The organism is Streptomyces sp. NPDC048392, from assembly GCF_043200575.1.
Classification (GTDB): Bacteria; Actinomycetota; Actinomycetes; order Streptomycetales; family Streptomycetaceae; genus Streptomyces.
Genome location: NZ_JBICYB010000018.1, coordinates 63528 through 81837, shown reverse-complemented (window position 1 = coordinate 81837; position 18310 = coordinate 63528). Strand labels below are relative to the sequence as shown.

General features: G+C 71.5%; 17 protein-coding genes. 9 read left to right on the top strand and 8 right to left on the bottom strand.

Annotated features, from left to right (window positions below):
- Positions 1-64: 64 nt before the first annotated feature.
- Complete coding sequence (locus ACGFYH_RS23375) at positions 65-1216, bottom strand: alpha/beta hydrolase (RefSeq protein WP_393805098.1); 1152 nt, start codon at positions 1214-1216, stop codon at positions 65-67.
- A 204-nt stretch (positions 1217-1420) separates the two neighbouring features.
- On the opposite strand from ACGFYH_RS23375, the gene ACGFYH_RS23370 reads away from it, so the two are divergent.
- The 6 genes from ACGFYH_RS23370 to ACGFYH_RS23345 all read left to right on the top strand — a co-directional run bounded on the left by ACGFYH_RS23370 (position 1421) and on the right by ACGFYH_RS23345 (position 6529).
- Positions 1421-3223, top strand: coding sequence for a phosphatidylglycerol lysyltransferase domain-containing protein (locus ACGFYH_RS23370; RefSeq protein ID WP_393805097.1), 1803 nt, complete (start codon positions 1421-1423; stop codon positions 3221-3223).
- A gap of 191 nt (positions 3224-3414) precedes the next feature.
- Complete coding sequence (gene folP, locus ACGFYH_RS23365) at positions 3415-4278, top strand: dihydropteroate synthase (protein ID WP_393805096.1); 864 nt, start codon at positions 3415-3417, stop codon at positions 4276-4278.
- Positions 4275-4778 (top strand): nuclear transport factor 2 family protein, encoded by a 504-nt coding sequence (locus tag ACGFYH_RS23360; protein ID WP_393805095.1) that lies wholly within the window; start codon positions 4275-4277, stop codon positions 4776-4778. The genes folP and ACGFYH_RS23360 overlap by 4 nt, the downstream gene beginning before the upstream one ends.
- A gap of 233 nt (positions 4779-5011) precedes the next feature.
- Positions 5012-5371, top strand: a complete 360-nt coding sequence (gene folB, locus ACGFYH_RS23355) for a dihydroneopterin aldolase (protein WP_393805094.1) — start codon at positions 5012-5014, stop codon at positions 5369-5371.
- A complete protein-coding gene (gene folK / locus ACGFYH_RS23350) occupies positions 5368-5979 on the top strand; it encodes a 2-amino-4-hydroxy-6-hydroxymethyldihydropteridine diphosphokinase (protein WP_393805093.1) in 612 nt (203 codons plus the stop codon). The genes folB and folK overlap by 4 nt, the downstream gene beginning before the upstream one ends.
- A 61-nt stretch (positions 5980-6040) precedes the next feature.
- Positions 6041-6529, top strand: a complete 489-nt coding sequence (locus ACGFYH_RS23345; protein WP_393805092.1) for a DUF3180 domain-containing protein — start codon at positions 6041-6043, stop codon at positions 6527-6529.
- 90 nt (positions 6530-6619) lie between these two features.
- On the opposite strand, the gene folE is transcribed toward ACGFYH_RS23345, so the two are convergent.
- The 6 genes from folE to dacB all read right to left on the bottom strand — a co-directional run bounded on the left by folE (position 6620) and on the right by dacB (position 14318).
- Entirely contained in the window at positions 6620-7225 is a 606-nt protein-coding gene (gene folE, locus ACGFYH_RS23340) for a GTP cyclohydrolase I FolE (protein ID WP_393805091.1), read from the bottom strand.
- A 120-nt stretch (positions 7226-7345) separates the two neighbouring features.
- A complete protein-coding gene (gene ftsH, locus ACGFYH_RS23335) occupies positions 7346-9385 on the bottom strand; it encodes an ATP-dependent zinc metalloprotease FtsH (protein WP_393805090.1) in 2040 nt (679 codons plus the stop codon).
- A gap of 194 nt (positions 9386-9579) precedes the next feature.
- Complete coding sequence (gene hpt, locus ACGFYH_RS23330; protein ID WP_238696629.1) at positions 9580-10119, bottom strand: hypoxanthine phosphoribosyltransferase; 540 nt, start codon at positions 10117-10119, stop codon at positions 9580-9582.
- A gap of 95 nt (positions 10120-10214) precedes the next feature.
- On the bottom strand, positions 10215-11261 hold the full coding sequence (tilS, locus tag ACGFYH_RS23325; protein WP_393805089.1) for a tRNA lysidine(34) synthetase TilS: 1047 nt from the start codon (positions 11259-11261) through the stop codon (positions 10215-10217).
- 191 nt (positions 11262-11452) lie between these two features.
- Positions 11453-12580 carry a zinc-dependent metalloprotease gene (locus tag ACGFYH_RS23320; protein ID WP_393805088.1) on the bottom strand — a complete coding sequence of 376 codons (1128 nt, stop codon included), beginning with the start codon at positions 12578-12580 and terminating at the stop codon, positions 11453-11455.
- A 136-nt stretch (positions 12581-12716) separates the two neighbouring features.
- Positions 12717-14318 carry a D-alanyl-D-alanine carboxypeptidase/D-alanyl-D-alanine-endopeptidase gene (gene dacB, locus ACGFYH_RS23315; protein WP_393805087.1) on the bottom strand — a complete coding sequence of 534 codons (1602 nt, stop codon included), beginning with the start codon at positions 14316-14318 and terminating at the stop codon, positions 12717-12719.
- A gap of 79 nt (positions 14319-14397) precedes the next feature.
- Here dacB and ACGFYH_RS23310 point away from each other — a divergent pair, with 79 nt between their 5' ends.
- Together ACGFYH_RS23310 and ACGFYH_RS23305 are read left to right on the top strand one after the other, a co-directional pair.
- A complete protein-coding gene (locus ACGFYH_RS23310; RefSeq protein ID WP_007452023.1) occupies positions 14398-14889 on the top strand; it encodes an inorganic diphosphatase in 492 nt (163 codons plus the stop codon).
- Positions 14890-15002: 113 nt separating this feature from the next.
- Positions 15003-16712, top strand: coding sequence for a threonine/serine exporter ThrE family protein (locus ACGFYH_RS23305; protein WP_393805086.1), 1710 nt, complete (start codon positions 15003-15005; stop codon positions 16710-16712).
- A gap of 92 nt (positions 16713-16804) precedes the next feature.
- Here the strand turns inward: ACGFYH_RS23305 and ACGFYH_RS23300 are convergent, their stop codons facing one another.
- Complete coding sequence (locus ACGFYH_RS23300) at positions 16805-17797, bottom strand: VTT domain-containing protein (protein ID WP_393805085.1); 993 nt, start codon at positions 17795-17797, stop codon at positions 16805-16807.
- Between the two features lie 134 nt (positions 17798-17931).
- On the opposite strand from ACGFYH_RS23300, the gene ACGFYH_RS23295 reads away from it, so the two are divergent.
- Positions 17932-18297 carry a YbjQ family protein gene (locus ACGFYH_RS23295; protein WP_393805084.1) on the top strand — a complete coding sequence of 122 codons (366 nt, stop codon included), beginning with the start codon at positions 17932-17934 and terminating at the stop codon, positions 18295-18297.
- Positions 18298-18310 lie beyond the last annotated feature (13 nt).

Below are 18310 nucleotides of genomic sequence, written 5' to 3'. Positions count from 1 at the left end.
GTTCACACGGCACCGGGAATCCACATCTCCGACGACCCTCGATGGCGGGCGAATTACTTCAAGATCATTGAAGCGATCCGGCCCTCCGCGCGTCCCGGTCGCCGAGCCGCTCCCCCAGCCACTGGAGCGCCGCGGGAATCTCCCGCCGCCAGGTATTGAAGTTGTGCCCGCCGCTTTCCAGGATGATCGACGAGATCCGCGTCGGCTTCCTGTCCTTCACCCGCTCGATGAACCTCAGCGTGTCCTTGTAGTTCGTCTCGCCGGACTTGCTGCTGGTGACGAGCAGTGAGGTGTCGGGTGCGGGCATGTTCCCGAGATACCACCACAGGTTCGCCCGGTTCTTCCGGTCCTGGTCGCCCTGGAAGAGATCGCCCGTGGTGGGGTCGTTCGGCGCGTCGTAATAGGCGGACAGCCCGGCCCCTGCGGCGTACACCTCCGGATGGTGCGCGGCGAGCTTCAGGGCGCAGTAGCCACCGGTCGAGTTGCCGACGACGCCCCAGCTCCGCGGCCCCTCGTCCACCCGGTAGTGGGCGCCCACCGCCTCGGGAAGGTCCTTCGCGAAGAACGACTCCGTCTGCGGTCCGCCCGGCACGTCCACGCACTCCGTGTCGCGCGGCGGCGCCACCGTGGGCCGCAGCATCACCAGGATCATCGGCCGCGTCCGCCCGGACTTCGCCAGCTCCAGCGCCGTACCCGGATAGCGGAGCTTGTCCACCAGCGCCTCGGCGGTGCCCGGATAGCCGGTCAGGACGACGGCCGCCGGGAACGTACGGGCCCGGTGCCGGGCCTGGAAGTACTCCGGCGGCAGGTACACGAAGGCGGGGGACGCGATCCGCGTCGTACGGCCGACGATCCTTATCTCCTCGATCCGCCCCGCGGTTTCGGGCCGCGCCCCGCCGGCCCGGGGCACCCGCCGGTCGCCGACGACCCGCAGCGGTGTGCCGGTGCCGCCCGCCGAGTGGTCCACGACCACACCCTGACCGTCCTCCCGGCCGAACAGGTCGGCCCAGCTGCCGTAGAACCCGAAGGACTGGTTGGCGACCAGGCCGACCGCGGCGAAGACCGCCGCCTGGGTGGCGCACAGCAGGCCCACCCGGCCGAGGACCGCCCGCACGCTCCGCCGGGCCAGACGCGGCCACAGCCACACCGTGCCGACGAACAGCAGTACGCCGGCCGCCACCGCCAGCGCCAGCACCTTGTCGCTCGTGAGACCCATGTCCTGCTACCCGCCTGCGCTTTCCATGCGTCCGTTCGGGCCATCCGCCCGGACCCCCTTCGGGCTTTCCGATCGGAGGGAGTGAACCTCTCCCTCCGAGACACCGTCCTAGAGGACGCAATGTCGCCGGATGCCCGAAACGGGCCCGGATCCACGCCTTCTCGCAGAACTACAGGTGCGATGTCTGTCAGGACAGATGCGGAAATGTCGGGTGCGGTTCCGGCGGGGCCCACCGGCGTACGTCGCGTACCGCGCGGCCCCCGCGCGGAGAACGTGCCGGTCCTCGTCGGCCGCGCCTGCGCGCTCGTCGGCCTGCTGGACATCGCCGCCGGCGTCTTCCCACGCTTCAGGCACAGCCGTATGCACGCCCTCGCCGAGGTCCTGCCGGGTGCGTTCGGCCCGTTCGCCGCGGCCCTCTCGCTCAGCGCCGGCGTGCTGCTCCTGCTGCTCGCGCACGGGCTCAAGCGCCGCAAACGCCGGGCGTGGCGAGCGGCGGTGGCCCTGCTCCCGGTGGGCGCCGTCGCCCAGTTCGGCTACCGGCACTCGCTGCTCGGCGTACTGCTCTCCCTGGCCCTGCTGGCGCCCCTGCTGCGTCACCGCGACCAGTTCGCGGCCCTGCCCGACCCGCGCAGCCGCTGGCGGGCCCTGGCCAACTTCGTCCTCATGGGCGCCGGTTCGCTGGTCCTCGGACTGCTCGTCGTCAACGCCCACCCGCGCGGCATGCTCGGCGACCCGAGCCTGGCCGACCGCATCACCCACGTCGTCTACGGCCTGTTCGGCGTCGAGGGGCCGGTCGACTACCGGGGCACCACCTCCTGGACGGTCGCCTTCTCCCTGGGCGCCCTCGGCCTGCTGACCGCGATGACCACCATCTACCTGGCCTTCCGTCCCGAACACCCCGCGGCCCGCCTCACCGAGGACGACGAGACGCGTCTGCGCGCCCTCCTCGTCCGGCACGGTGGCCGGGACTCCCTCGGCCACTTCGCGCTGCGCCGGGACAAGGCCGTGGTCTTCTCCCCCAGCGGCAAGGCCGCCGTCACCTACCGCGTCGTCTCCGGGGTGATGCTGGCCAGCGGCGACCCGATCGGTGACGTGGAGGCCTGGCCGGGCGCCATCGAACGCTTCATGGACGAGGCCCGTGCCCATTCCTGGACCCCGGCCGTCATGGGCTGCTCCGAGACCGGCGGCGAGGTGTGGACCCGTGAGACCGGGCTGGACGCGCTCGAACTGGGCGACGAGGCGGTGGTGGACGTCGCGGATTTCTCCCTCGCCGGCCGCGCGATGCGCAACGTGCGCCAGATGGTCAAGCGCATCGAGCGCGCCGGTTACGAGACCCGGGTACGGCGCGTGGCTGACCTCTCCGACGCCGAACTGGACCGCGTCCGCCGCGCCGCCGACGCGTGGCGCGGCACCGACACCGAGCGCGGCTTCTCCATGGCCCTGGGCCGCGTCGGCGACCCGGCCGACGGCGACTGCCTGATCGCGACGGCACACAAGCAGGACACCGGGCCCGGCGAGTACGGCGACCTGAAGGCGGTCCTGCACTTCGTGCCGTGGGGCTCGGACGGAGCCTCCCTGGACCTCATGCGCCGCGACCGCGCGGCCGACCCCGGCATGAACGAACTCCTGATCGTGGCCGCGCTCCAGGCCGCCCCGAAGCTGGGCATCGCACGGGTCTCGCTGAACTTCGCCATGTTCCGCGCGGCGCTCGCCCGGGGCGAGAAGATCGGCGCGGGCCCGGTCCTCCGCGCGTGGCGCGGACTGCTGGTCTTCCTGTCCCGGTGGTTCCAGATCGAGTCCCTGTACAGGTTCAACGCGAAGTTCCGGCCCCGGTGGGAGCCGCGCTTCGTCGTGTACCGCCGCTCCGCCGACCTCCCCCGCATCGGCTTCGCGGCGATGCAGGCGGAGGGGTTCGTCACCCTCACGGTGCCGCTGCCGCGATTCCTGCGACACCGGAAGTCCTCGCGTCGACCCTGCGTGCACCGCGTGACGGAACGGGCGGCGTGACCGGTACGGCAGGCGGGGCGGTGGTACCGGGTCGTCCGGCGGGGGTGGGTGACGCGGCCCGGTCGGCCGGTGCCGCTGCGCCGGGCACCCGCCCGACACCCGCCGCGGGCACTGCGCACTCCCACCGAACCCGCTCAGGCCGCCGCGGGCACCCCGCACCGCCGCCAGAGGCCACCGCCTACGCTGAACACATGAGCAAGCAGACCGGCCGCCGACGTCACCTCGCCGGACTGGCCGCATGGGACCGCTGCGCGGTCATGGGGGTCGTCAACGTGACACCCGACTCCTTCTCCGACGGCGGCCGCTTCTTCGACACCACGGCCGCCGTCAAGCACGGCCTCGACCTGGTCGCCGAGGGCGCCGACCTGGTGGACGTCGGTGGCGAGTCCACCCGCCCCGGCGCGACCCGTGTCGACGAGGACGAAGAACTCCGCCGGGTCGTCCCGGTCGTGCGCGGCCTGGCCTCCGAGGGCGTCACGGTCTCCGTCGACACCATGCGCGCCTCCGTCGCCGAGCAGGCCCTCTCCGCCGGTGCCGCCCTGGTCAACGACGTCAGCGGCGGCCTCGCCGACCCCCGGATGATCCCGGTCGTCGCCGACGCGGGCGCCCCCTTCGTCGTCATGCACTGGCGCGGTCTGCTGGAGGGCGGCAACGTCAGGGGCGTCTACGGCGACGTCGTCACCGAGGTCGTCACCGAGCTCCACGCGCGCGTGGAGACGGTTCTTGAGGGCGGCATCGCACCCGACCGCGTGGTCGTCGACCCCGGCCTCGGCTTCTCCAAGGACGCCGAGCACGACCTCGTCCTCCTCGCCCACCTCGACCGCCTGCTGGGCCTCGGCCACCCCCTGCTGGTCGCCGCCTCCCGCAAGCGGTTCCTCGGCCGGGTCCTCGCCGGCCCGGGGGCGGCCCCGCCTCCCGCGCGTGAGCGCGACGCGGCCACCGCCGCGGTCTCCGCCCTCGCGGCGCACGCCGGCGCCTGGGCCGTACGCGTGCACGAGGTCCGCGCCACCGCCGACGCCGTACGGGTCGCCCGCGCCGTCGAAGGCGCCCGGTGAACGCGCCGCACCTCGACGTCGAACAGGTCGAGGCCGCCAACACCGCCTTCTACGAGGCGCTGGAGGAGGGTGACTTCGAGAAGGTCTCCGAGTTCTGGCTCGCCCCCTCCGACCTGGGCGTCGACGAGACGTACCACGACCCGGCCGACACCGGTGTGGTCTCCTGCGTGCACCCCGGCTGGCCGGTGCTCACCGGCCGCGGCGAGGTCCTGCGCTCCTACGCCCTGATCATGGCGAACACCGACTACATCCAGTTCTTCCTCACCGACGTGCACGTCTCCGTCACCGGCGACACCGCCCTGGTCACCTGCACCGAGAACATCCTGAGCGGCGGCCCCGCCCCCGACGGCGGCGAGGAGCTCGGGCCGCTCGTCGGCCAGCTCGTGGTCGCCACCAACACGTTCCGGCGCACACCCGCCGGCTGGAAGATCTGGTCGCACCACGCCTCCCCCGTACTCGCCGAGACCGAGGACGAGGACGGCGAGGACACCCCTGCCTGAGCCGGCCGAGGGAGAAGTGGTTGGAATCACGGACCGCCGGGTATGGGCGGCTACCAACCCGTGATCCACCGGGGCCGCCAGGGAGAACGCACGGTGAAACCTGTCGGCCCTCCGCCCGGCCCCGCACCCCGTGGCCCGGTGCTGTCAGTGCCCGCGGGTAGATTCGACTGGGGTCGCCGTACCGCCCGCACGTGGTACGACCGGCCGAACCGACGACTGCAGGAGTGATTCGCGTGGATCGTGTCGCGCTGCGCGGCCTGAAGGCCCGTGGGCACCACGGTGTGTTCCCCAGGGAGCGCGAGGACGGCCAGACCTTCCTCGTGGACATCGTCCTCGGACTGGACACCCGACCGGCCGCGGCCGACGACGACCTGGCGAAGACCGTGCACTACGGCATCGTGGCCGAGGAGGTCGTGGCCGTCGTCGGGGGCGAGCCCGTCAACCTCGTCGAGACGCTCGCCGAGCGCATCGCCCAGGTCTGTCTGAAGCACGAAGGGGTCGAGGAGGTCGAGGTCTGCGTCCACAAGCCGGACGCGCCGATCACCGTGCCCTTCGACGACGTGACCGTCACCATCGTCCGGAGCCGTGTATGAGCGCCCCCTTCGCCCCGGGTTCCAGCGACCCGACCGTACAGCCCGTGCCGGCCTCCGTCATCGAGCAGGTCGACGCCGCGGACACCACCCTCTCCAACCCCAAGCGCGCCGTGATCGCCCTCGGCGCCAACCTCGGCAACCGGCTGGAGACCCTCCAGGGGGCCATCGACGCCCTGGAGGACACCCCGGGTGTGCGCGTCAAAGGGGTCTCCCGGGTGTACGAGACGGAGCCGTGGGGCGTCGACCCCGGCAGCCAGCCGTCGTACTTCAACGCGGTCGTGGTCCTGAAGACCACCCTGCCCCCGGCCTCCCTGCTGGAGCGCGCGCACGCGGTCGAGGAGGCCTTCCACCGGGTCCGTGACGAGCACTGGGGGCCGCGCACCCTGGACGTCGACATCGTCGCCTACGCCGAGGTCGTCTCCGACGACCCGCAGCTCACCCTCCCCCACCCGCGCGCCCACGAACGCGCCTTCGTCCTCGCCCCCTGGCTGGACGTGGAGCCCGAGGCCCGGCTGCCCGGACAGGGCACGGTCGCCGACCTCCTGGAGGCCGTCACCCGCGACGGGATCGCGCCCCGCACCGACCTGGAACTCCGGCTGCCCGAGTAGTCGTTAAGGTCGACGAGGTCAGAACGACCACGTTGGGGAACCGAAGGGACACCGGGACACCGTGAAAGAGCTGCGCATCAGGGTGCTGGCCGGCGTGTTCGTCATCGCCGGGACTCTGTCCTGGGCCGGCGCGCGCCTGTGGAACTCGGTCGGGACCCTCCCGAGCGTCCCCCTGGCCGCGCCCGTCGTCCTCGCCCTGATCGCGGTGATCCTGCTGGCCACGGCGCTCTCGATCCGCGCCCGCCTGAAGGCCCAGCGGGAGCGGGTCCCGGACGCCAAGGGCGTCGATCCGATGATGGCGGCCCGTGCCGTCGTCTTCGGCCAGGCCAGCGCCCTGGTGGCGGCCCTCGTCGCCGGTATGTACGGCGGCACGGGCGTCTTCCTGCTGGAGTACCTCGACATCCCGGCCCGCCGCGACCAGGCCGTCTACGCCGGCTTCTCGGTCGTGGCGGGCATCGGCGTGATAGCGGCGGCGGTCTTCCTCGAGCGGGTCTGCAAGCTCCCGGAGGACGACGAACACGACGGCACGGGGGCGGCGCCGACGGTATGACGTACCCGGTTCACGAGGCGCGGCTGCGGACCACCGTGAGCAAGCCGTCCGTCCCTGCGAGGACGGGACCGGGCACCGCTGACACCCAGGTCAGCGGGCCACGATCAGGCTCATTGCCTCGGCTCGGGTCGTGGCGTCCCGGAGCTGACCGCGCACCGCCGACGTCGTGGTCTTGGCACCCGGTTTACGCACCCCGCGTACCGACATGCACATGTGCTCCGCCTCGATCACGACGATCACGCCCCGGGCCTCGAGTATCCGCATGAGGGAGTCGGCGACCTGCGTGGTGAGACGTTCCTGCACCTGCAGACGGCGGGCGAAGACCTCAACCAGCCGCGCGAGCTTCGACAGACCCGTGATCTTGCCACTCGCTGCCGGGATGTACCCGATGTGGGCCACGCCATGGAACGGCAGCATGTGGTGTTCGCACAGACTGACGATTTCTATGTCCTTCACCAGGACCATCTCGTCATGCCCGATGTCGAACGTCGTCGTCAGTACGTCCTCGGGCTTCTGCGTATGTCCCGCCAGGAGCTCCCGATAGGCCCGCGCCACTCGCGCCGGAGTCTCCCTGAGACCCTCGCGCTCCGGGTCCTCGCCGACCGCGGTCAGCAGTTCGCGTACGGCGTTCTCGGCCCGCTTCTCGTCGAACTCGCCGATCCTGCCCTCGCCGTCCAACGTCACGGGGTCGGTCATCTGGTGCCTCGTTCCTGATCCGTCCTGCGGTCGGCATACGGAAATGCCGTGCCCCCCAGGCTAGAACCTGGGGGGCACGGCACACATTCCGGGCCTGGTGGGCCGCCGGAGGTGACCTGGTCAGCTCTCCGGGCGGTCCTCCGGTGCCCGTTCCGGTGCCGGAGCGGGCTCCACCGTGGTGCTCTTGGTGGTGGAGATCGCGGCCGTCGCGCCGTTCGCCCCGTTCGTCAGTGCGAGCTCCTTCGGGGAGAGCACCGGCGGACGCGTCGAGGGCGTACGGCGGGAGGAACCGGTCCAGGCGGGCCGGGCCGGGCGCTTGACGATCTGGGCGAAGACCTCGGCGATCTCCTCCTTGCCCAGCGTCTCCTTCTCCAGCAGCGCGAGGACGAGGTTGTCGAGGACGTCGCGGTTCTCGACCAGGATCTCCCAGGCCTCGTTGTGCGCCGTCTCGATGAGCGTCTTGACCTCCTCGTCGACCAGCGCGGCGACCTCTTCCGAGTAGTCCCGCTGGTGACCCATCTCACGCCCGACGAACGGCTCGGTGTTGTCGCCACCGAACTTGATCGCACCGAGACGCTCGGTCATGCCGTACTGCGTGACCATCGCCCGGGCCAGGCCGGTGGCCTTCTCGATGTCGTTGGCCGCACCCGTCGTCGGGTCGTGGAAGACGAGCTCCTCGGCCGCACGGCCGCCCAGCATGTAGGCGAGCTGGTCGAGCATCTCGTTGCGCGTGGTCGAGTACTTGTCCTCGTCCGGGAGCACCATCGTGTACCCGAGAGCGCGGCCTCTGGACAGGATCGTGATCTTGTGGACCGGGTCGGAGTTCGGTGAGGCCGCCGCGACCAGGGCGTGACCGCCCTCGTGGTACGCGGTGATCTTCTTCTCCTTGTCCGACATGATCCGGGTCCGCTTCTGCGGGCCCGCGACCACACGGTCGATCGCCTCGTCCAGCATGTGGTTGTCGACCAGCTTCTGGTTACTGCGGGCCGTCAGCAGAGCGGCCTCGTTCAGCACGTTGGCGAGATCGGCACCGGTCATGCCGGGCGTACGGCGGGCGACGGCCGACAGGTCGACGTCGGGCGCCACCGGCTTGCCCTTCTGGTGAACCTTGAGGATCTCCAGACGGCCCTGCATGTCCGGACGGTCGACGGCGATCTGCCGGTCGAAACGGCCGGGGCGCAGCAGCGCCGGGTCGAGGATGTCGGGCCGGTTCGTCGCGGCGATGAGGATCACGCCGCCCTTGACGTCGAAGCCGTCCATCTCGACGAGCAGCTGGTTCAGGGTCTGCTCGCGCTCGTCGTGACCGCCGCCGAGGCCGGCGCCGCGGTGACGGCCGACCGCGTCGATCTCGTCGACGAAGACGATGGCCGGCGCGTTCGCCTTGGCCTGCTCGAACAGGTCGCGCACTCGGGAGGCACCGACACCGACGAACATCTCGACGAAGTCGGAACCGGAGATCGAGTAGAACGGCACGCCCGCCTCACCCGCGACGGCACGCGCGAGCAGGGTCTTGCCGGTGCCGGGCGGGCCGTACAGCAGCACGCCCTTGGGAATCTTGGCGCCGACGGCCTGGAACTTGGCCGGCTCCTGCAGGAACTCCTTGATCTCGTGGAGTTCCTCGACGGCCTCGTCCGATCCCGCGACGTCCGAGAACGTCGTCTTCGGGGTGTCCTTGGTGATGAGCTTCGCCTTGGACTTGCCGAAGTTCATGACCCGGGAGCCGCCGCCCTGCATCTGATTCATCAGGAACAGGAAGACGACCACGATCAGGACGAACGGCAGCAGGGAGAGCAGAATCCCGACGAACGGGTTCTGCTTCGACGGCGACACCGTGTAGCCGTCGGGGATCTGCTTGTCCTGGTACTTGTTCTGCAGTGTGTTGGCGAGGGTCACGCCCTGGTCGCCGATGTAGCTCGCCTGGATCTTCGAGCTGTCCTCGACCTTGGTGCCGTCCTTGAGCTGCACCTTGATGGTCTGCTCGTCGCCGGTGGTCAGCTTGGCCGACTCGACCTTGTTGTCGTTGATCGCCTGGACGACCTGGCCGGTGTCCACCGTCTTGTAGCCGCCGGACGAGCCCACGACCTGCATCAACACGACCACGGCAAGGACGGCCAGCACGATCCACATGATTGGCCCACGGAAGTATCGCTTCACGTCCATCCACACGGAGCGGTGTCGCCCCGTCCCTCCTGCCATAGTGAGTTTGATAAGACAGTTCTTCCGACGGTACCCCAGCGCGGCGGCCCTCAGCCGCACGGGAGGGCTGACGTCCCGTCTGCATGCTCCAACGGCGCGAGGGCCCCGGGGGTTCCCGGTCCGCCGGCCGAAACGCCGTGAAGCCCGTACCGGCCGTGTCAGCCGCCGTACACGTGGGGCGCGAGCGTACCGACGAACGGGAGGTTGCGGTACTTCTCGGCGTAGTCGAGGCCGTACCCGACGACGAACTCGTTGGGGATGTCGAAGCCGACCCACTCCACGTCGATGGCGACCTTCGCGGCGTCGGGCTTGCGCAGCAGCGTGCACACCTTGAGGGAGGCGGGCTCGCGCGAGCCGAGGTTGGAGATCAGCCAGGACAGGGTGAGGCCTGAGTCGATGATGTCCTCGACGATCAGGACGTGCCTGCCCTTGATGTCGGTGTCGAGGTCCTTGAGGATCCGCACCACACCGGAGGACTGGGTGCCCGCGCCGTACGACGACACCGCCATCCAGTCCATCGTGACGGGGGTGGACAGCGACCGGGCGAGGTCGGCCATGACCATCACGGCGCCCTTGAGCACACCGACGATGAGCAGGTCCTTGCCCGCGTACTCCGCGTCGATCTTCGCGGCCAGCTCGGCCAGCTTCGCGTCGATCTCTTCCTTGGTGATGAGTACCTTCTCGAGGTCGGCACCCATGTCGTTCGCGTCCACCCGCATCACTTTCGGTCGTCCCACCGGCCACTCCGCAGCATCCCGGCGATCCGTGCGCGGATCGGAGGGAGGGCCCGGATTCAGCCTTGCCGAATCACCAGTCTGCCACCCTGGCGCCGGGCGACGACTTTGCCGGGGAGGTTGATGGCCCCCTGACCGCGCCAGCCGGTGATCAGCCGGTCGACTTCCTCGATGTGGCGGGCGAACAGGCCACCGCCCGGTGAACCGGCCTCGATGGCGGCGCGGCGCAGGATCCGGCGGCGGACGGCGGGCGGCAGGGCGTAGAGCTTGGCGCACTCCAGGACGCCGGTGGCGTCGCGGACGCCGGCCTCGGCCTGGCGGGCCCAGGTGTCGAGGGCGTCGGCGTCGTCCCGGGAGAGCTGGGCCGTACGGGCGAGGGCCTCGACGACGCCCTTGCCGAGGGCCTTCTCCAGGGCGGGCAGGCCCTCGTGACGCAGCCGGGAGCGGGTGTAGGCGGGGTCGGCGTTGTGCGGGTCGTCCCAGACGGGCAGGGACTGGACCATGCAGGCCTTGCGGGCGGTCTGGCGGTCGACCTGGAGGAAGGGGCGCCGGTAACGGCCGTCGGCCCCCGAGACCGCGGCCATGCCCGACAGGGAGCGGATGCCGGAGCCGCGGGCGAGGCCCAGCAGGACGGTTTCGGCCTGGTCGTCGCGGGTGTGGCCGAGCAGGACGGCGGCGGCCCCGTGGCGGGCGGCGGCGGCGTCCAGGGCGGCGTAGCGGGCGTCCCGGGCGGCGGCTTCGGGCCCGCCCGCGCGGCCGACGGTCACGGCGGTGGCCTCCACGGGGTCGAGGCCGAGTTCGCGCAGGCGCAGGACGACCTCTTCGGCGCGCAGGTCGGACCCGCTCTGCAGCCCGTGGTCGACGGTGACGCCGCCGGCGCGGATGCCGAGGCGGGGGGCCTCGAAGGCGAGGGCGGACGCGAGCGCCATGGAGTCGGCGCCGCCTGAGCACGCCACGAGCACGAGCGGTGACGGCGGGCGCTCGGGCGTTCGTTCGGCGGCCGTCGCGGCGGGGACGCCGGCCGGAGTGTTCAGTTCGATGAGGATGTCGTGGAGGACGCGGCGGACCGCCAGGCGTATCGCCGCGACCGCAGGATGGGGACCCATGTCCGGTGCCCTTCATGAAGTTGTCGGGGGTGAGCCCGAGGTTCGGTCACACAGAGTGTGTAGATGGTGACAGAAACGGGCCGTTCCCTGAGCATCGCACGCCTGCCGAAGGCTCACGGTCCCTCGGACGGGTGATTGAAGGGGCGTTTGCCTGCCGTCGGCCGGAATCGCTCACGCCCCGCCCGCGGGGCTCACGCCTCCGGCTTGCGGTGCACCCGCGCGATCCAGTCCGCCGGTTTGGCGATCTCCGACTTGGTGGGCAGCGTGTTGGGCGAGGTCCAGACGCGGTTGAAGCCGTCCATGCCGCACTCGTCGACGACGGCCCGCACGAAGCGTTCGCCGTCGCGGTACTGGCGGAGCTTGGCGTCCAGGCCGAGCAGCTTGCGCAGCGCCATGTCGAGGCGGGAGGCGCCCTTGGCGCGGCGTTGCTGGAACTTCTCGCGGATCTCCCCGACGCTCGGCACGACCGCCGGGCCGACCCCGTCCATGACGAAGTCGGCATGGCCCTCCAGGAGGGACATGACGGCGGTGAGGCGGCCGAGGACCTCCCGTTGGGCCGGGGTCTGCACCAGCTCCACCAGCGACCGGCCGCCGTCGTCCTCCTCCGCCTCGGGAGGGCCGCCGGCGAGGGTCTGGGCGGCCTCGCGGAGCCGTTCGAGCACGGTCATCGGGTCGACGTCGGTCTCCGCGAGGAACGACTGGATTTCGCCCTCCAGGTGGTCGCGCAGCCAGGGCACCGCGGTGAACTGGGTGCGGTGCGTCTCCTCGTGCAGGGTCACCCACAGGCGGAAGTCGTGCGGCTGGACGTCGAGTTCCCGCTCCACGTGCACGATGTTCGGCGCGACCAGCAGCAGCCGGCCGCCGCCGCCCGCGCCCGCCGGGAGTTCGCGGGTGGCCGGGGCGAACGTCTCGTACTGGCCGAGGACGCGGGAGGACAGGAACGACAGCAGCATGCCCAGCTCCACGCCGGTGACCTTGCCGCCGACGGCGCCGAGGACCGCGTTGCCCGCGCCACCGCCGCGCCGCTCCTGCATCTTCTCCAGCAGGGGCTTGAGGAGCTCCCGGAACCCGGCGACGTTCGCCCGCACCCACCCCGGGCGGTCGACGACGAGGACGGGGGTGTCGTGGGCCTCGTCGGTGGCCATACGGGTGAAGCCCCGGACGTGTTCCTCCGAGGACTTCGCATGGCGGCGGAGCTCCGCGACGACGGCCCTGGCCTCGTCGCGGCTCACCTCGGGGCCCGGCCGTACGAGCCGGGTCGCGGTCGCCACCGCGAGGTTCCAGTCGACCATGCCGGAATGTGCGCCGATGCTCGTCATGCGTCAACGGTACGGGAGCGCTGCCGCTTGGGGCAGGCTGTGACCGGCGGTGCGGTGGGGGGGCTGACGTCCTCGGGGGCGAGGGCGCGCAGCTGTGCCAGGTCCGCGCGGGTGCGGAGGGGACGGCGCCGCGCGGCTACGGCGTCCGGGACGCCAGGCCGGTCGTCGCACGGTCCAGGGCCGACTGGGCCGCCCACGGGTCTGTCGTGCCGCGGGCCAGGAAGGCGAAGCCCAGGAGGCGGCCGTCGGGGGTGACCACCGTGCCCGCGAGGGTGTTGACGCCGGTCAGGGTGCCCGTCTTGGCGCGGACGAGGCCCGCTGCGCCGTCCGTGTAACGGCCGGCCAGGGTGCCGGTGAAGTGGGCGACGGGCAGGCCGGTGAGCACCGGGCGCAGCTGGGGGCGGGACGGGTCGGCCGCCTCGGTCAGCAGGGCGGTGAGCAGGTCGGCGGTGAGCAGGTCGGTGCGGTCAAGGCCGCTGCCGTCGTGGAACCGCGCGCCGCGCACCGGCAGGCCGAGCTGCTTCAGGCGGGCGGTGACGGCGGCGCCCGCCCCGTCGAAGTCGGCGGGTTTGCCGGTGGCCGCGGCGGTGTGCCGGGCCAGGGCCTCGGCGAGGTCGTTGTCGCTGTTGGTCAGCATCCGCTCGACCAGGGCCGACAGCGGGGGCGAGGAGACCGTGGCTAGGGTGTCGGCGCGGCCCGTGGCCTTGGAGGGGCCGGGGACCGACGCGGTGACGCCGTGCTGCTCGAGGAAACCGGCGAAGGCGCGGGCGGCGTCGGCGGCCGGGTCGGGCACGCGCGGGGCGGGGCCGCTGGTGGAGTCGTCGGCGCGGCCCTCGTCGGCCATCAGCGCGGTGACGCGCGCGAGGTTCTCGTTGACTCCGATCGGGTGCGTCTCCGTACCGGCGTAGAGCGTCGTGTCGTACGACAGCGTCACCTTGCGCACGTCCCGCTTCTTCAGGGCGGCCGCGGTCCTCTCGGCGAGGGTGCGCAGGCTCGCGAGGCCTCGGGGGGCCTCGCGAGCGGTGAGGGTGGGGTCGCCCCCGCCGATCAGGACGAGTTCGCCGGTGTCGGTCTCCAGTGCGGTGCGGGTGGTGAGGCGGCGGTCGGGGCCGAGAGCGGTGAGGGCGGCGACGGCGGTGGCGATCTTGGTGGTGGAGGCGGGGACGAGGGGGTCGTCGGCGCCGAGGCCGTAGAGGCGCTCGCCGGTGGTGAGGTCGACGACGGCCGCCGCGCGTCGCTCGCCGAGTGCGGGGTCGTCCTTCAGGAGGGGATCGAGGAGGTCCCGGAGATCCGCGAGGGCCTTGTCGCCGGGTGCCGCCCCGACGCCGCCCGGGGTGGCGGCGCCGCCGAGGCCGGCCAGTACGGCACCGGCGCTGGGCGCGGGACGGGGGGAACCGGACGCCGTACCGGAGGCCCCGGGCCCGCCACCGTGATCTGTGCCACCCGCACGATCCAGGGCGGCGGCCCGGTCCCGCTCGGCCGTACGCTGCCCCGTGGAGTCCCAGGGGCCGGCGGCGGTCACCACACCGGCGGCGAGAGCCAGCCCGGCGGTGGCGGCACCGGCGGTGTACTGCCAGGTCTTCGGCCTCATGACCCGGGCGAGCTGCGGCTTCGCGGCCCGTGCGGTCCGGGGCCCGGCGGCCCGGGTGAGGCGCGCCAGACGGGGGCGTACGGCGCCCGCGGCCCGCACCACGTGCGGTCTCGCGGCCTGCCAAGGCCTCGGCTCCGGCACTATCACCAGCCCCTTTCGCGATCACCCACCTGCGTGAGGGACACTTAACCACCAGAACTATGTGCTGATCATGGAGGAGCGTCCGGTGGAGTTCGACGTCACGATCGAGATCCCGAAGGGTTCGCGGAACAAGTACGAGGTGGACCACGAGACCGGTCGTATCCGCCTGGACCGCCGCCTGTTCACCTCGACCGCCTACCCGACCGACTACGGCTTCGTGGAGAACACCCTCGGCGAGGACGGCGACCCGCTGGACGCGCTGGTCATCCTGGACGAGCCGACCTTCCCGGGCTGCCTCATCCGCTGCCGCGCGATCGGCATGTTCCGGATGACGGACGAGGCCGGCGGCGACGACAAGCTGCTGTGCGTGCCGTCGACCGACCCTCGGGTGGAGCACCTGCGTGACATCCACCACGTGTCGGAGTTCGACCGCCTGGAGATCCAGCACTTCTTCGAGGTCTACAAGGACCTGGAGCCCGGCAAGTCCGTCGAGGGCGCCGACTGGGTGGGCCGCACCGACGCCGAGGCCGAGATCGAGCGGTCGTACAAGCGCTTCAAGGACCAGGGCGGCCACTGATCGGGCGCCCCTCCCGTACCGGGCCGCACGCACCCGCGTGCGGCCCGTTCGCGTTTCGGTGCGCATACTGAGGTGAACAGGAGGGTGTGTTCGTACCAGGGAGCGTTGCGCAGGTGACGGAGGCGGAGGACCGCAAACCGCAGTCGGACGAGGCCCGCAGTGCCTTCCGGCAGCCCAGTGGGATCGTCGCGTCGATCGACGGCGAGTCGTCGACGACGTCCGAGTTCGAGATCCCCCAGGGGCTCGCCTTCTCCCGGCACACCGGCACGGAGTCCGAGACGACCTCGGAGTTCTCACTCCCCGACGGCCTGGAGGTGCCGTCGGCGGCACCCGCGGACCACGAGGGCTCAGCGTTCATCATTCCGAGCACCCACAGCGCGTGGACCGCCCCGACCGCCTTCACTCCGGCGAGCGGCTTCCCGGCGGTGAACCTGACGGACGTGCCCTGGCAGGACCGTATGCGCGCCATGCTGCGTATGCCGGTGGCCGAGCGGCCCGCGCCCGAGCCGTCGCAGAAGCACGACGACGAGACCGGCCCCGCCGTGCCGCGCGTGCTCGACCTGACCCTGCGTATCGGGGAGCTGCTGCTGGCGGGCGGTGAGGGCGCCGAGGACGTGGAGGCGGCCATGTTCGCCGTGTGCCGGTCCTACGGCCTGGACCGCTGCGAGCCGAACGTCACCTTCACCCTGCTGTCGATCTCCCACCAGCCGTCCCTGGTCGAGGACCCGGTGACGGCGTCGCGGACGGTACGCCGCCGCGGCACCGACTACACCCGGCTCGCGGCCGTGTTCCAGCTGGTGGACGACCTGAGCGACCCGGACACGCAGATCTCGCTGGAGGAGGCCTACCGGCGCCTCGCCGAGATCCGCCGCAACCGGCACCCGTACCCGACCTGGGTGCTGACCACGGCGAGCGGGATGCTCGCGGGCGGGGCCTCGTTGCTCGTCGGTGGCGGGCTGACCGTGTTCTTCGCGGCGATGCTGGGCTCGATGCTCGGCGACCGGCTGGCCTGGCTGTGCGCCGGACGCGGACTGCCGGAGTTCTACCAGTTCGCGGTGGCGGCGATGCCGCCCGCCGCGATGGGCGTCGCGCTGACGGTGACGCACGTCGACGTGAAGGCGTCCGCGGTCATCACCGGTGGCCTGTTCGCGCTGCTGCCCGGGCGGGCACTGGTCGCCGGGGTGCAGGACGGCCTGACCGGCTTCTACATCACCGCGGCCGCGCGCCTGCTCGAGGTCATGTACTTCTTCGTCAGCATCGTCGCCGGGGTGCTGGTGGTGCTGTACTTCGGCGTCCAGCTGGGTGCCGAGCTCAACCCGGACGCCGCGCTGGGCACGGGCGACGAACCGTTCGTGCAGATCTTCGCCTCGATGCTCCTGTCGCTGGCCTTCGCGATCCTGCTCCAGCAGGAACGGTCCACCGTGCTGGCGGTCACCCTGAACGGCGGCGTCGCCTGGTGCGTGTACGGCGCCATGCACTACGCGGGCGGCATCTCACCGGTGGCCTCCACGGCCGCCGCGGCCGGCCTTGTGGGTCTGTTCGGGCAGCTGATGTCCCGGTACCGGTTCGCGTCGGCGCTGCCGTACACGACCGCGGCGATCGGACCGCTGCTGCCCGGTTCGGCGACGTACTTCGGGCTGCTGGCGATCGCGCAGAGCGAGGTCGACGCGGGGTTGCTGTCGCTGTCCAAGGCGGTGGCGCTGGCGATGGCCATCGCGATCGGGGTGAACCTGGGCGGGGAGATCTCGCGGCTGTTCCTGAAGGTGCCGGGTGCGGCGAGTGCGGCGGGGCGCCGGGCGGCGAAGCGGACGCGGGGTTTCTAGCGCGGGGCGCCCACGAGCCCGGACGGTTCGGTCCGTCGGCGGCTGCGAACGCGTCGTGGCTGGTCGCGCGGTCCCCGCGCCTCTGAGGAGGGTCAGCGTCCCTGGCTGTACGGGTACTGCCCGCCCTGCTGGTCGCCGTGCGGCTGCTGGTCGCCGTAGGGCTGCTGGTCGCCGTGCGGCTGCTGGTCGCCATAGGGCCGCTGGTCGCCATAGGGCCGCTGCTGGTCGTAGCTCTGCTGGCCGTAGTTCTGCGGGTACTGCGGGGCGTACGGCTGCTGCTGGTACTGCTGCGGCGGCTGGTACTGCGGCGGCTGCTGCTGGTGCTGCGGCTGCTGGTGCTGGTACTGGTGCGGCTGCCGTTCGTACGGGTCCACGCGGCGGAGCTGGGTCGTCGCGTCGTCCATGACCGGGTACGAGGGCTGCTGCCGGTCCGCCGGAGGGACCGGCCCGGTCGCGGCGGCGGCGCGCTGCTTCTTCCTGCGTTCGCGCAGGAACTCGATGGCGATCGGGACGACCGAGACCAGGACGATCAGTACGAGGATCGCCTCGACGTTGGTGCGGATGACCTCGATCTGGCCGAGCCAGTAGCCCGCGAGGGTGACGCCGGTGCCCCAGGCGACGCCGCCGATCACGTTGTACGTGAGGAAGGTGCGGTACTTCATGCGGCCGGCGCCCGCCACGATGGGGGCGAAGGTGCGCACGATGGGCACGAAGCGGGCCAGGACGATCGCCTTGGGGCCGTACTTGTCCATGAACTCGTGGGCCTTCTCCAGGTTCTCCTGTTTGAAGAGCTTGGAGTTGGGGCGGCTGAAGAGCCTGGGACCGAAGAACTTGCCGATCATGTAACCGACTTGGTCACCGAGGACGGCGGCGGTCACGATCAGGGCGCACACCAGCCACAGCGGCTGGCTGATGTACTGGCCCTGGGCGACGAAGAGGCCCGCGGTGAACAGCAGCGAGTCGCCGGGCAGGAACGCGAAGAGTCCGGACTCGGCGAAGACGATGAGCAGGATGCCGGGCAGACTGAACGTCTCGATCAGGTAGTCCGGGCTGATCCACTCGGGACCGAGCGCAAGGGTGGTCACGGGATTGTGGCTCCTGCTGCTGGGGGGAGGCGGGCTGGACCTGGCTGCCCAAACGTACAACGCAGCCGCGGTGTCCCTGGTTCCACGGGACGCCCCGGGGTGCACTGTGCCGTTCCGCGGGAAACCCGAGAACCATGGGTATTGAAGAATACGGCGGCGGCCAGGGCCCGCAGCCCGAGGTGCTCGTCGTGACCACGAACGACCTGCCGGGCCACCGTGTGCAGGAGGTGCTCGGGGAGGTCTTCGGACTGACCGTGCGCTCCCGGCATCTGGGGAGCCGGCTCGGCGCGGGGCTGAAGTCGATGATCGGCGGCGAGCTGCGCGGCCTCACCAAGACGCTGGTGGAGACGCGCAACCAGGCGATGGAACGGCTCGTCGAGCAGGCACGCGCGCGTGGGGCCAACGCGGTGCTGGCGTTCCGCTTCGACGTGACGGAGGCGGCGGACGTGGGCACCGAGGTGTGCGCGTACGGGACGGCGGTGGTCGTGGCCCGGGAATGAGGTCCGGGCCACG